The sequence below is a fragment of the Paenibacillus sp. P5_B5 genome (assembly GCF_056400365.1).
In genome coordinates this window covers 43279-56610 of record NZ_JBFULK010000015.1, presented here as the reverse complement: position 1 = coordinate 56610, position 13332 = coordinate 43279, and the positions used below count along the sequence as shown (strand labels likewise).

The following is a 13332-nucleotide window of genomic DNA, read 5'->3' as shown; positions in this document are numbered from 1 at the left end:
CCCTACTTTCTCAGTTGCGCATACTGCCGAATCAACACTTCTTTGATAATATCGAGCCCTTCTTCGAGCTCTTCATCCGTTATCACGAGCGGTGTCAAGAAACGAATCACGTTCCCATGCACCCCTGCACTTAACAGGATAACTCCAGCCTCATAGCATCCCTTCTGAACTTCAGCAACAAATGCTTTAGCTGGCTCTTTGGTATCAGGATACAAGAATTCTACGGCGCACATCGCTCCAAGCCCTCGTATGTCCGCAATCAGTGGAATTGACTTCTGCAATTGTGTGAAATGGTCAAGGATTTTTTGACCAATAGAGCGAGATCGTTCCAGAAGCTGCTCACGTTCGATTTTTTCGATAACGGCCAAAGCAGCCACACACCCAAGAGGGCTTCCTCCATAGGTCCCTCCGATTTCTCCTGGGTTCGGTGCATCCATAATTTCTGCACGTCCTGTAACTGCAGAGATCGGCAAGCCAGCAGCAATCGATTTGGACATCGTGATAAGATCAGGCTCGATGTCAAAGTGCTCGCTTGCAAACATGGTACCTGTTCGACCAAAACCAGTTTGAACCTCATCAGCGATAAACAAGATATTGTTGCGCTTACAGATATCGTATACACCTTTAACAAATTCCTTCGGAGGTACGATAAAGCCGCCTTCACCTTGTATCGGCTCCATAATGACTGCTGCCAATTCTTCTGGTGAAGCCTCTGTATATAGAAAATCTTCGAACTGCTTGACGCAGTACAGAGCAAAATCTTTTTCAGACATTCCTTCAGGCCTAGCCATCAGATTAGGGTATTGTGCTTTATATGTAGCTGGAGCAAATGGACCCATTTGAAATTTATAAGGCTTTACCTTGCTCGTAAGTGACATGCCCAGCAGCGTACGCCCATGGAATCCACGTGTAAACGAAACGATTCCTGGCTTTCCCGTATATTTTCGAGCGATTTTGACAGCGTTTTCTACAGCTTCCGCACCACTGTTCAGGAAAATCGTCTTTTTCTGGTATTGACCTGGTGTTATTTCTGCCAGCTTTTCAGCAAGTGCAAGATACGGTTCATACATTGCCACATGAAAGCATGTGTGAATGTACTGATCAACCTGCTTCTTCACTGCTTCTACAACATCTGACGGACAATGGCCGACGTTTAGTGTTCCAATAGCTCCAGCAAAATCTAAGAATACATTGCCATCCACATCATATATCAAAGACCCTTTGGCCTTTTGTACAAAAACGGGCGTATTATTGCTAACTCCTCTTGGTACAAACTCTTGCCTTTTCTTTAATAATTCCTTGGTACGGCTCTCCGGAAATTGTGAAGCAACCGATACAAATTTTCGCGTTAATTCCAAAGTCTCATCCCCTTAGTCTCATTATGAAGCGCTTTCCATAATTTTAAGACTATTAATGCAAGAATACTATTGCACTAAGAGATAAGTTTTAATATATTTATTATCACTAAGGGATAATTATTTTAAAGTAATTATCGTTATTGGAGTGATTAATTATGAAGTTAGTCCAAGTATTAAAGCTTCCTTCTCTCCAACAGGCTAGAATCGTTGCAGGCGCAAACGGTCTTGATCGTACTATCCGATGGGTGCCTATTGTTGATTTACCCAACCCGTTGCCATGGGTGAAAGCTGGGGATTTTCTTCTGAGCACGGGTTACGGATGGCCTGATGACGAAGAAATGCTTTGTGATCTGATTATTCAATTATCTAAAAGAGGACTCACTGGGTTAGGACTCGCAGTCCCCCAATACTTTGACAAAATTCCACAGGCTGTATGCAAAGTAGCGGATGATTTGCAGTTTCCTCTCCTCGAAATACCATGGGAGGTTCAGTTCAACACCATTACGGAAGAAATCCTCAGTTCGATTCTGACCTATCAGTACAAACTTCAGGAGCATTCTGAATTTATTCATCATGAGCTCATGCAAATCGCATTGGAAGCGAAGGATCTCCAGGAATTTGCTCTTACCTTTGGCCAGTTAATTAGAAGAAACGTCATTATTCAGCATCCTGATGGCCATCTTATGGCCATCTACAGCATACAAGAAGATGGTTACACAAAAGAGAAAACCGAACAACTTCTTCATGAAATTTCCACTTTTTCCAAAGAGCAAGCACAACATTTATCCCTGCGATCCGGTTCACCGCCAATAAGAATCCAGGCGACAGCTAATTCCAATCTATATTCTCGTTATGTATGTCCCATTTCGATCAAGAAAGAACTGGTTGGCCTTATGTGGATCATCGAAGGATCACAGGCTCTAAGAGAGGTAGACTTGCGGGCTGCTCAATCCGCCTCTATCGTGATAGCTTTGCACATTTCTCAGCAGCGGGCTCTTGCTTCGCTAGAAGCTCAGCTAGGATATTCCTTTTTGGATTCTTTATTTGAAGGTGAACATAGCACAACCCCTCAAATCTTACGGCGTGCAGAGTTATTAGGCTTTGAACCAGAAGGTATTTATTCGGTTGGCATCTTGATCATGGATGTCTCGGTTCCCTTGTCGAGAGAAGTCATCTTAAAGAGAGAACAGCTGGCAGACAAGCTTAAACTGAGAATGCAAGAGTTGAAAATACCAGCAGTGCTCTCACTGACACAAAATCAAATCATTTTCTTAATTCCGAGCCGTGTTCAGCCCGAGGAAATATGGAAGTCAGTGAAAGACGCTAATCTCGCATTCACCGTTAGTCTCCCTCATCAAGGAATTAACAATATACGTCTAGGTTATTGGGAAGTTCGCTCAATCCTGCCTCATATCCAATTTGGACAACTCCATCGCTATCAAGATTTGCTAGTACCTAGAGTCCTAATGGGAGATCTAGATGCACGTTCGTCCTTTCTTAACCAGTTGTTTGGTCCACTTCAAAAAATTAAAAACGGCGATGTGCTGATAAATACTTTATTAACATATGCTTCCCAAGGCTTTCAACTCAAAAAAACAGCTGAGGAATTAAAAATTCATCCCAAAACCATACGTTATCGATTGGATCGGGCCATTTCAATAGGAAATTTCAATCTCAATGAAGTGGAAACACAATTCAATCTTCAACTGGCTGTTCGTCTCTACTCATTAGAAAATCAAAAGTATTAATTTCCAGAAAAATGATTATGGACACCCTTTTTAAAATAGGATAATATGAAGTTAACTTCATGTGAAGCAAACTTCACACGGTGCTATATCGGGGGTGATTTGTTTGAAAAATAGATTTGTAGAGCTTTATTTAGTTTCATTAGCAATTCTCGCAATTGGAGTTTTTGAAATAATTTTCAATTACTCTAAAGCTAATACTACTGAGGGACTTTACTTAGGTGTTATAAAATTATTCGCAGGAGCATTGTTGTTAGTTTTCGCAATAACTTCTCACATTAAATATCATACCAAACGCAAACAGTTAGATCGAGAGCTGTCCAAACAGTATGATGAAAGAGATGATTTAATAGATGGCAAAGCTTCGCACTTTACTCTCAAAATTTTAATGATTGCGATTTTACTTATGATGTTTCTTTCAGATTGGATTGCAATTCCAACAACCACTGCTTTATTTTTGATTATAATATTTGCCTCAATTACCAGCGTTTTAGCTAAAAAATATTATAATTACGTTCTATAATTAGGAGAATTCCTATGAAAAACAAAATTAAAGAGTTACGTTTAGAACATGGCATCACACAACAGGAACTAGCTGATACGGTATGTGTTTCTTCAAGAACAATCATTTCTTTAGAAAAACAACAATATAATCCATCTGTTTTACTAGCTTATAGAATATCTTTAGTTTTTAACTTATCAATTGAAGAAGTCTTTATATTTGAGCAAGATGACAAATAACTAACGGGGGTAAATATATGGCTTTAAAAATATTGCTTATACTTTTTGGAGTAGTCTTGGTTTTATGGGGTATTTATAAAATGAAAACGGATGATGCATTCGTAGGAAAGACCCAAAAAAGAAAAAATATTTTCAATTTATTGGTGTTCGGGCAGGCTTCTGGAATAGGACAATTATTAAGTGGGATCCTGTGTATAATTCTAGGGATTGTAGCCTTTATAATTAAATAATTTGCAAACAAAAGGAGCTAATCTGCATGTAGAGTTTAGCTCCTTTCTTCAATTCTGGAACCTATTGACGAGACTCGCAGCCAACCACCATATGGGGTTTATCTAAACTCAAATCCGTTGGGATAATGTTTATTCCAAAATTCATATGCCTTTTTCTTATATTCCTCTACATTGTTAATTTGGGCACGTTCTTCCATGCTAACTTGATAATCAAATACTATTTTCGGCTTATCCTTTTCCTTTAATTCACTTAAAAAAATATTATGATCGTCTATCGTTACACCAAATATTTTTTCGTATATTCCATAATAACCTTCTTCTTTGTGACGCCTTATATACCGATCAAGGTCGAAATTACCTTTTTCATAGAATCTGTAGGACACATGGAACTCTTTGTCCATGCTATCTGGATGTTTTTCTATATATCTATCGATCGCAGCTTCCACTTCTTGTTCTAATGCCCAGTTACTCTCCAATTCCCTATCGATGTCGATTTTATCACGCATTACCCCTAAATGCATTCCCGTTGAACCCGGAGAAATTAAAGCAACCCCATAGATGGATTCTGGATAAACCCCCTGAAATTGGTTGAGTGGATTACCTGGCTTATGCTTTTCAAGAAGGGCGAAAATTTCTTGGCGCAATTCGAAAGCCTCTTTGATGTATGTAGTTTCAAATTCCCCAGATTCCGCGTGCTTTTGAACCTGGATAGCTAAACTGGGATCACGTTTATCGTATACTGTTGCGAGCATATCGCCTTTTTTGGTACCATGTGTAGAGTTATCGCTTTCCTCAATCCACAAATCAACCTCTGCGATCTGAAGATCATATTCTTCTTCTAGATATTTGGAGATTTCAGCTTTTTCAACTTCATAGCTTGGCTTTTCCTTGAGAATACTACATCCTGTCAGCACTACTAAAAGCGCAGAAAGACCTAATATCACTATCATTTTTTTCATTTAAGGTTCCTCCAAAATAAATGATTATCAAGATAAAAAAACTTAATATTCTTATAATAATGGTTGCATTGATAAAGATCAAAAAAAACGCTTGGCAACCTAACGCCAAACGCTTAATTTATAAACCTACTTCTTACTTTGCCTGAATGTACCCTTCCGCCTTAAGCAGTTCGGCGATCAGAACAGCACCGCCTGCTGCTCCACGTAATGTATTATGGGATAGACCTACAAATTTATAATCGTATATGGAATCATCACGCAATCTGCCAACCGAAACTCCCATACCGCGTTCAATGTCACGATCAAGCTTCGTCTGTGGTCTGTTCTCTTCTTCAAAATACGTTATGAACTGCTTTGGTGCGCTTGGCAAACCAAGCTCCTGAGGTCGTCCTTTGAATCGAAGCCAGCGATCTAGAATTTCTTCCTTTGAAGGCTTGTTCTCGAACGATACAAATACTGTAGCCAAATGTCCGTCTGTTACTGGAACGCGAATACACTGTGTTGTAATTAAAGGCGCACTAGCTTTAATAATTTCACCATTGACCATGCTGCCCCATATGCGCAGTGGCTCCTGCTCACTTTTTTCTTCCTCACCGCCAATGTAAGGAATGACATTATCTATCATATCAGGCCAATCGGTAAAGTTTTTGCCAGCTCCGGAAATTGCTTGATAGGTTGACGCAACCACTTTGGTTGGTTTGTAATCATATAGTGCATGAAGTGCCGGCACATAGCTCTGGATTGAACAGTTAGGCTTAACGGCAATAAATCCTGTTGAGGTTCCCAGCCGCTTTCTCTGTGAAGCAATCACTTCAATATGCTCCGGATTAATTTCCGGAATCACCATAGGGACGTCCGGCGTCCAGCGATGAGCCGAATTATTGGAAATAACGGGCGTACCCGTTTTGGCGTATGCCTCTTCCAACGCTTGAATTTCATGCTTTTTCATATCTACAGCACAAAAAATTAAATCGACCTGATCGGCAACTACCTCTACTTTAGAAGCATCCTGAACGATGATATTTTTTACATTCTCAGGAATTGGGTTAGCCAGCTTCCATCTGCCTTGAACAGATTCTTCATAAGTTTTACCATCTGAATTGCTGCTTGCTGCTATAGCAGTTACCTCAAACCAGGGATGCTGATCCAGCAATTGCACAAACCTCTGGCCAACCATCCCCGTTCCTCCAACAATACCAACTTTCAGTTTTTCTGTCATAAGATATTCAAATCCTTTCTGTGTTTTTCTTGTGAAACAACAAAAAAATCCCACCCCCAAGACTTAAGTCTTAGGGACGAGATTTATATACTCGTGGTACCACCCCAGGTTCGCTAATATGTCACCATATTAACCTCTCAAGCCTAACGGAGCTCTCTGTGAAAGAATCCATTTATTTACTCTTCTCTTCATCGCATTTGAATATTTCCATTATTTTATCAAATATCACTTGAGAGGTAAATATTAAATTTTAAGAATCTCGATTAACCATATAATTCAATAAGTGCTTCAGAAAAGCGTTACTGCGAGGCATCTCTTTTAACGCTTCCATTGCAAGACAGTAGTGTTCCCACATCTCTTTTCTGGCGCCTTCCGGACCAAGGATGGTCACAAAAGTTGAATTGTTGTTTTCAACATCCATGTGTGTCGGTTTACCGAGTAATTGCAGATCTCCTTCCAAATCAAGCAAGTCATCCTTAATCTGAAAGGCAATGCCCGCATGATAAGCATATTTCTTCAAAGTCGCAATTTCTGTCTCCCTAACCTGAGCAAGAATGGCTGGCATAACCAGAGAAGCCTCAAATGCGATTCCGGTTTTGTAAAAGCATATCTTATTCAATTGCTCCAGTGTCAATGCTTTTCCTTTGGATTGCAAATCCATCGCCTGACCCATACAAATATCAGCTGCACTTTGGGACGAATATTGTATTAAAGCAAGCACAGTTTTAGCATCGAACTCATCAAGGCACGATTGTTCTTCAATCGCCTTCTGAATCAGAAACAGACCTGTTAATTCCGCAGTGGCGCTATTATGAACCTGATGCAAGGTTGGACGTCCTCTACGGGTAGACGCATTATCCTGCGATGGCAGATCATCGAAGATCAAGGATGCGGTGTGCATATATTCCAATGATCTCAGCAGCGGGACAATAGATGAAGCTTGCAGTCCATATTCGTTTACGCCCATGACCCAAGCTAATATGGGCCGTAAACGCTTGCTATCCCCTGCCAGACTGTAATTTGCAGCATCAATAAGCGACTCATTTTCCAGTGTAATTCTGTTATTTGGGGATATCTGCAATAGATTGTTGATCTGATTGCGGACAGTAGTGAGTGTATCGACAAATTCTTCCTTTTCCTTTCGGTCGTTTTTCAGAACGGTCACCATTTGGTCCCGAAGTAGTTTATCGAAGAAATCCACATCATCCGCTTTTCGGACCATATGTTGGATGAGACGATTTAATTCCGGATTTCCGGAGGCGAATATCTCCATAATTTCATTATACTTTTCAACACCGATACGCTCTTTACAACGTTTTAGACCGTTGATGGCACGATCCAGTATCACTTCACGGGTCTTGGCATCGGAGTGATACACGTTATGGATTAAATTAGAGATGACTGCCCAGTATAATTCAAAGGGGTTAATTAGATCCGAACGCTGATCACGGTATTTTAAATAATAGGTATAGGGTGTTACAGCCCCGTCTCTCATATCGTCAAACATATCTGCAAAATCATCAGCCAGCTGGTTATAGATGCCATAAAAGAAGGTTCGATTATCAAAGCCTTCATCCACAGGAGCGCTAATGACGGAACGAACAATCAATCGAGAAGATGAAGATTTTAAGATGATGGGCAGATAAAGCTCTTCGTTGGTGTAATTTGCATTCGAAAGATCCTTTATACGGTCTATATCCTGGGAATGAAAAAACACATAGGACTGCTCGAAAAAAATATTTTGTGTTTCCGGCTGCTGATGTTCCTTAATATATTCAAAAGCATCGCTGAGCTCTGAGTGAACATAATGGATCAGATCCGAGTTATTACCTTCCCACTCTCCTAATTCCGGCACAGATCCAGTGAGAAGCGCATTACGTATCATACGGGTATATTGTACTTTCTCCCCATCGTTTAAGACCCCAGAATCGAGAAGATCGTCAATGAAGGGATAAGTCAGACCATAGGAATACCCCAGCCTGATGGCTCCATCAAGTCGCAAGGCACGTTCCGAAGGTAATATCTCTTCGTCCATCTCTTCCATCACATGCAGAACAACCCCGATAATGATTTTGATTAGTTTGCGCTGGGCATGCTCCGCATTCATTTCCTCCGGAATATGAGAGGATACGTTCTTAAGTTTGTTAATCAACCAGATCACAGCGTTTTCTACGTTTTGCTTTTGGGCCCATCGATACAACCCAGCCAAACTTATAAACTCTGATTGATCTCCGCTATTTGTTGCGGTAGAACGAATCAAGTGATTCTTGATGTCGGCAACAAGGCGTTGTATCCTGAGCTTTGTTTCAGGAGAATCCAGGGCTTTGCCCAGATCCCGCATATAAATATAGGAAACGCTTCGATCCAAGTAATCATCCAATTTACCTGTATAATTTAGCCAATTAATATATCGATTATAATCCTGAGAATCAGGCTTTTTCTTTCCTTGTGAAAATAAGGATAGCAATGAATGATGATGAATATGCTTCTTTTTCCACAATTGAATATCTTCTATTAAAGTAGGCACGTAAGTCTTTTCCATAACCTGCACATAAAGTGATGCAAAATAATGAGCTGCCTTCTGCTCAGCAAGCTGATACCATATATCGGACTGATCTGTAAATTGCTTATTCATACGATGGATTACCTCAACTTCTATATATGTTAAACATATATCCATTAGTGGGAGCCGCAGGATTATGTTCACATCTTTATACGTGGAAGCATCTTTTGGGTTACGCAAACGTTAAGAGTTTTTATTTCCAATGCAAGGCAGGTGAAACACAAACGCTAATAAAAAAGATGACTCCTAATGAATTACAGGAGTCACCTACTTGCAGAATAGCATCGAATAACAATTCCGCCTTTATCAAAAACATTAATCTAATAAAATCCATTTCTTGTCCTTAATCTGAATCATAGAGAGCGAATCGACCTTTAACCCGCTATGGTCTGTTTCCGAGAAGGTATAGATGCCGCCGGTTGCCACCAAATCTTTGGTTCCGGATTCGATCGCATCGCGAAGTTTGATCGGGTCGGTCCCTGCTGTTTCAACAGCTTTTTTAATAATTTGAAAAGCATCCCAAGAGTGTCCGCCATACGTGCTGGCTGCATAACCGTATTTATCCTCAAATAGTTTTTTAAATTCTAACAGCACTTTCTTCTGCGGATGATCGTCTGCTACCTGTTCAGGGGCTATCATTCGGTCTGCCGGGAAAACCGCCCCTTCCGAAGCATCACCGGAAAGTTGAACAAATTCCGCGTTTGCTACGCCATGGGACTCGAGGATTGGAACTTGTATGCCCAATTCACGAACACTTTTCGTTACAACAGAGGCCCCTTGAGTCGTATCCCATATGATGATCGCCTGCGGATTGGCTTTTTTCACCCGCGTCAGCATCGGCTTTGCATCATTTACAGTCGGTTCAAACACATCGGTAACTACCGCTTTGATGCCGGCATCTGGAGCCAGTTTATTAAATTCTTCCAACGCGCTAGAGCCAAAGGAATTATCGACGTTTAACCAAGCAATATTCGTCAGATTATTTTTTTTCAGATAGTCTATGATTTTAACCATAGCGATGTTATCGCCTTGGGTGACCTTAAATACGAATTTTTTGACCGGAATGTTAATGTTTTTACTTGAAGCAGTGGCAAAGAAAGGGATTTGGGCTTTTTCAACGATCGGAATCATCGCCAAAGCATTACCGGACAGCGTACCGCCAATGATAACCGATACTTTATCCTGCTCGATCAATTTTTTTGTACTCAGCACGGTTTCATTTTGGTCGGATTTATCATCGTAAGCGATCAGTTCGAGCTTATGGCCATTAATCCCGCCTGACTCATTCGCTTGATCAACAAGCAGTTTAAGCGCATCCATGCCGGGCTTGCCAAGTGTACCAGCACCACCAGATGTAGAGAAAACGGCACCAATCTTCAGCACATCCTTGGATGAACCTGAATCCGATTTATCAACTTGGCCTTGTTCCTTTGCAGCAGGCGAACCATTGCCTCCGCAAGCCGTTAATACAATGAGCATGACGATACTAATCAAAATCTGTAATCTCTTTTTCATTTATAGCTCTCCCTTTTTAATAAAAGTATTTGTTCTTGAAGACTGTAGCCATAGAGTGTTCGATCAGCTTGTACAATAGTATGGAATGCTGTCACCCCCTCAGGAAACGCTTACATAAGCTATAAAAACATGCTCAAATTCATCACACTTAAAACGGCCTGATCCGGATAAATGATTCGAGATGCAATTTTCCATTCCTCATTTACCTTTCGAATTAGATCCTCTCGCTCCCCAAATATTTGTTCAGTATTTGGATCTGAAGCTCTGCTGCGCTTGAATAAAAAATAACTTCTTACTTTATATTCATCAGGATCAGAACCCGGATCAATCATAATATTACTTATGAAATGCCGTTGTCTGGTAGCCGGGTTTTCGACCCATGCCGATTTGGTATAAAGTCTTTCCACTCTTGTCGATAGAGTATTTTTCGTCTCTTCAAAAAAAGACACGTCACTAGCTAGATTCGTTCCTTCTTTATTATCAACCGTTACACGTTGCGGCATTCGATATTTGATATCGTCGGTAAGCAAGTCTAACCATTCTCTATACTTCCGATGATCTAACAAGTAAGCTTCCTGATGGAGCAAACGGGTAATTTGATTATGTACGTCATTGTTCATTTGCAGTCCTCCCCTGAACCGCTAGTAATGAGTTCTAACCAATATTCGTGGATATTTCTTGCTATATGATCTGTATAGCAGGTTGGATAAGCGATACCTGGTCCAGGGAAGTTCTCATCGGGTTTAACACTACCCATTCCCATCAGATAATTAAAAAGATTATTGTAACTAAGGGATTTATCTCGTGCCATTGTACCTTCACTTGCTTCAACTATACGAGCCCAATTCTCCGTGTCATCTTGCTCGAATACACCTGAAGCTCCAAAGGTTTCACGAAATCCATCATACGATTTTTCTTTGTATTCTTCCGTCAACGCTTTATCAATCATATGCCAAACCCAAATCTCGACCTTATCTGGTCCTAAAGGTCTCCAAACCCGAAAGTTGATATGGTTATACTTATTTTCTTCTGATCCGCTGCATGTACTTAAAAAGGACAGGTTTGGATAAACACCTCCCACAAAAGTTCCTGCTTTAGATAAGATCTCCACTTGCTCTGGACTTAAGTTTTTATCAAACATCGGCCACATCGATTCAGGCATTCCTTGATACGGATGAGCAGACTGTCCTGTTGCTGATGTGATGACATTGATCCCATGCCCATGGTCTAATACGACTTGATGTCCAAACGACGCGTATAAAGGATTATTAGGAGTCAATCCCATTTCCACTGCAGATCGATGAGTCGTCTGAACGTGATAAGGATCTGCCGCAAAGTTTTCCTGCAACATTTTCCAATTGGCTTTAGCTACCCATCGTTGGGGCACCCCTCTTACTTCAACTCCGCCATCGCTTCTTCCCAGCATAAGATCGAAATAAAATTTCATATCACCTAGATACTCATGCAAAGAAATCGCATCAGGATCCAGGTTTGCAAATATCATCCCCTGGTAACTCTCGACCTTCGGAATAGGACGAAGACCCCACTCTTTTTTATCCATTTCCTCTCCGAATACCTTATGTCCAACTACGATACCAATCAAATCTCCATCCAGGTTGTAACTCCATCCATGATAAGGACAAACGAACGTTTTCTTGTTTCCGTAGTCTTCTGTACATAAACGTACCCCTCTATGAGCGCAAGAATTGAGAAATGCTTTAAATTCTCCGGTATTGTTTTTTACAAGCAAGACAGGATCATTCACAATCCATCTTGTCACATAGCTGCCAGGTTCTTTCAATTCAGATTCATGACCCAAAAAATTCCATTGTTTGCTAAATATTTTTTCTACTTCTAGTTTGTAAATGTCTGGATCATTTAACACCCACTGTGGCAAGTATCCCTCTGACATCTTTTCCTTAAGCTGCTGAAACTCCTTCTGACTTAGGCTCATAACCTGCCCTAACCTCCCTTAAATGATTGAACTGTAATGTATTTTTTAGTTATAATGACAATAACATTTGAAAGCGATTCCAAAAAGATCGTATATTCTTAATATTTTGACAAAAATGATTATTATAAATAAATAGATATAAGGGGCGAGAAACCAATATGCTGTTAAGCACACTGAACCGACTGCAATTAATTGTTCATCGGGTAGAAGAATATCATCGGATGCCGACATGGAAAATTGACAGAATTGACCGCCCTTATTCCGTATTCTGGTATGTTTTTTCAGGCGAGAAAAGTGTGGAAATCGGAGGAGTGAAATATGAGGTAAGCCAAGGGGATCTCGTTATATTTCCTGCACAAGTTCCATTTGAGCTTTATATAAATGAAAAATCTATTCCTTTACACCACATTGATTTTGCCATTGAATATAAGTTCGGACCTTTTGATTTTTTGACCCTTTATGAATTCCCTATTATTATAAAACCGGAGAAAAATGATCACTTGAAACATTTACTTACTCTTTGGCACGAAATTAAAAATCATCCTGAAAAAATGTATCCTTATTCCAATCACGAGAACAAATTAAAACTGGAATTAGTGGAAAACATTGAAATGCTCCGTTTCAGTGCACTCGTTAATCAATGGTTAGCTGAACTGCTATGTTTGTTTCAACCTTATTCGGATGAATTAACTCTATCGTTCGATCCCAGGCTGCATCAAGTTGTCTTCTATATCCAGAATCATCTCCACGATAAACTAAGCTTAAGATGCCTTGCAAAACAAGTGTTTTTAAGCGAAAGTCATTTAAGTCTACTCTTTCGGCAAAAACTAAAAATATCCCCTATGGAATACGTTAGGCAGGCGCGTCTTCATAAAGCCCGTGAACTGCTCCTAACTACAAATTATCGTTTAAAAGAAATAGCTGAGGCAGTCGGTTTCGGTGAGCAAAGCCAGTTAAGCAGGGCCTTCCGCCAAGCCGTAGGGATTAGTCCTTTAGATTATCGAAAAGGCGAGGGTTTATAAGTGCTGTGCTTTTGACCCGTCAATAC

Annotated in this window: 12 protein-coding genes; 5 read left to right on the top strand and 7 right to left on the bottom strand. The window is 40.3% G+C overall.

Annotated elements, in window-relative coordinates; translation table 11 throughout:
• Positions 1–2 precede the first annotated feature (2 nt).
• Positions 3–1358: a 4-aminobutyrate--2-oxoglutarate transaminase gene (gene gabT, locus AC1DOK_RS18665; protein WP_477555825.1), complete on the bottom strand. Its 1356-nt coding sequence runs from the start codon at positions 1356–1358 to the stop codon at positions 3–5.
• Positions 1359–1513: 155 nt separating this feature from the next.
• Here gabT and AC1DOK_RS18660 point away from each other — a divergent pair, with 155 nt between their 5' ends.
• From AC1DOK_RS18660 to AC1DOK_RS18645, 4 genes are all read left to right on the top strand, one after another.
• Positions 1514–3106, top strand: coding sequence for a PucR family transcriptional regulator (locus tag AC1DOK_RS18660; protein WP_477555824.1), 1593 nt, complete (start codon positions 1514–1516; stop codon positions 3104–3106).
• Between the two features lie 103 nt (positions 3107–3209).
• A complete protein-coding gene (locus tag AC1DOK_RS18655; protein WP_477555823.1) occupies positions 3210–3626 on the top strand; it encodes a DUF2178 domain-containing protein in 417 nt (138 codons plus the stop codon).
• A gap of 14 nt (positions 3627–3640) precedes the next feature.
• Positions 3641–3844 (top strand): helix-turn-helix transcriptional regulator, encoded by a 204-nt coding sequence (locus AC1DOK_RS18650; protein WP_477555822.1) that lies wholly within the window; start codon positions 3641–3643, stop codon positions 3842–3844.
• A 17-nt stretch (positions 3845–3861) separates the two neighbouring features.
• A complete protein-coding gene (locus AC1DOK_RS18645; RefSeq protein WP_477555821.1) occupies positions 3862–4074 on the top strand; it encodes a hypothetical protein in 213 nt (70 codons plus the stop codon).
• Between the two features lie 98 nt (positions 4075–4172).
• Here AC1DOK_RS18645 and AC1DOK_RS18640 read toward each other — a convergent pair whose 3' ends face one another.
• The 6 genes from AC1DOK_RS18640 to AC1DOK_RS18615 all read right to left on the bottom strand — a co-directional run bounded on the left by AC1DOK_RS18640 (position 4173) and on the right by AC1DOK_RS18615 (position 12284).
• On the bottom strand, positions 4173–5033 hold the full coding sequence (locus AC1DOK_RS18640; RefSeq protein WP_477555820.1) for a hypothetical protein: 861 nt from the start codon (positions 5031–5033) through the stop codon (positions 4173–4175).
• A gap of 133 nt (positions 5034–5166) precedes the next feature.
• A complete protein-coding gene (gene asd / locus AC1DOK_RS18635) occupies positions 5167–6252 on the bottom strand; it encodes an aspartate-semialdehyde dehydrogenase (protein WP_477555819.1) in 1086 nt (361 codons plus the stop codon).
• A 250-nt stretch (positions 6253–6502) separates the two neighbouring features.
• Positions 6503–8887, bottom strand: coding sequence for a polyprenyl synthetase family protein (locus AC1DOK_RS18630; RefSeq protein ID WP_477555818.1), 2385 nt, complete (start codon positions 8885–8887; stop codon positions 6503–6505).
• Between the two features lie 243 nt (positions 8888–9130).
• Entirely contained in the window at positions 9131–10330 is a 1200-nt protein-coding gene (locus AC1DOK_RS18625) for an ABC transporter substrate-binding protein (RefSeq protein ID WP_477555817.1), read from the bottom strand.
• Between the two features lie 119 nt (positions 10331–10449).
• Positions 10450–10950 (bottom strand): 3-phenylpropionate/cinnamic acid dioxygenase subunit beta, encoded by a 501-nt coding sequence (locus AC1DOK_RS18620; protein ID WP_477555816.1) that lies wholly within the window; start codon positions 10948–10950, stop codon positions 10450–10452.
• Positions 10947–12284 carry an aromatic ring-hydroxylating oxygenase subunit alpha gene (locus AC1DOK_RS18615; protein ID WP_477555815.1) on the bottom strand — a complete coding sequence of 446 codons (1338 nt, stop codon included), beginning with the start codon at positions 12282–12284 and terminating at the stop codon, positions 10947–10949. The genes AC1DOK_RS18620 and AC1DOK_RS18615 overlap by 4 nt, the downstream gene beginning before the upstream one ends.
• A gap of 221 nt (positions 12285–12505) precedes the next feature.
• Here AC1DOK_RS18615 and AC1DOK_RS18610 point away from each other — a divergent pair, with 221 nt between their 5' ends.
• Complete coding sequence (locus tag AC1DOK_RS18610) at positions 12506–13306, top strand: AraC family transcriptional regulator (RefSeq protein ID WP_477555814.1); 801 nt, start codon at positions 12506–12508, stop codon at positions 13304–13306.
• Positions 13307–13332: the final 26 nt, after the last annotated feature.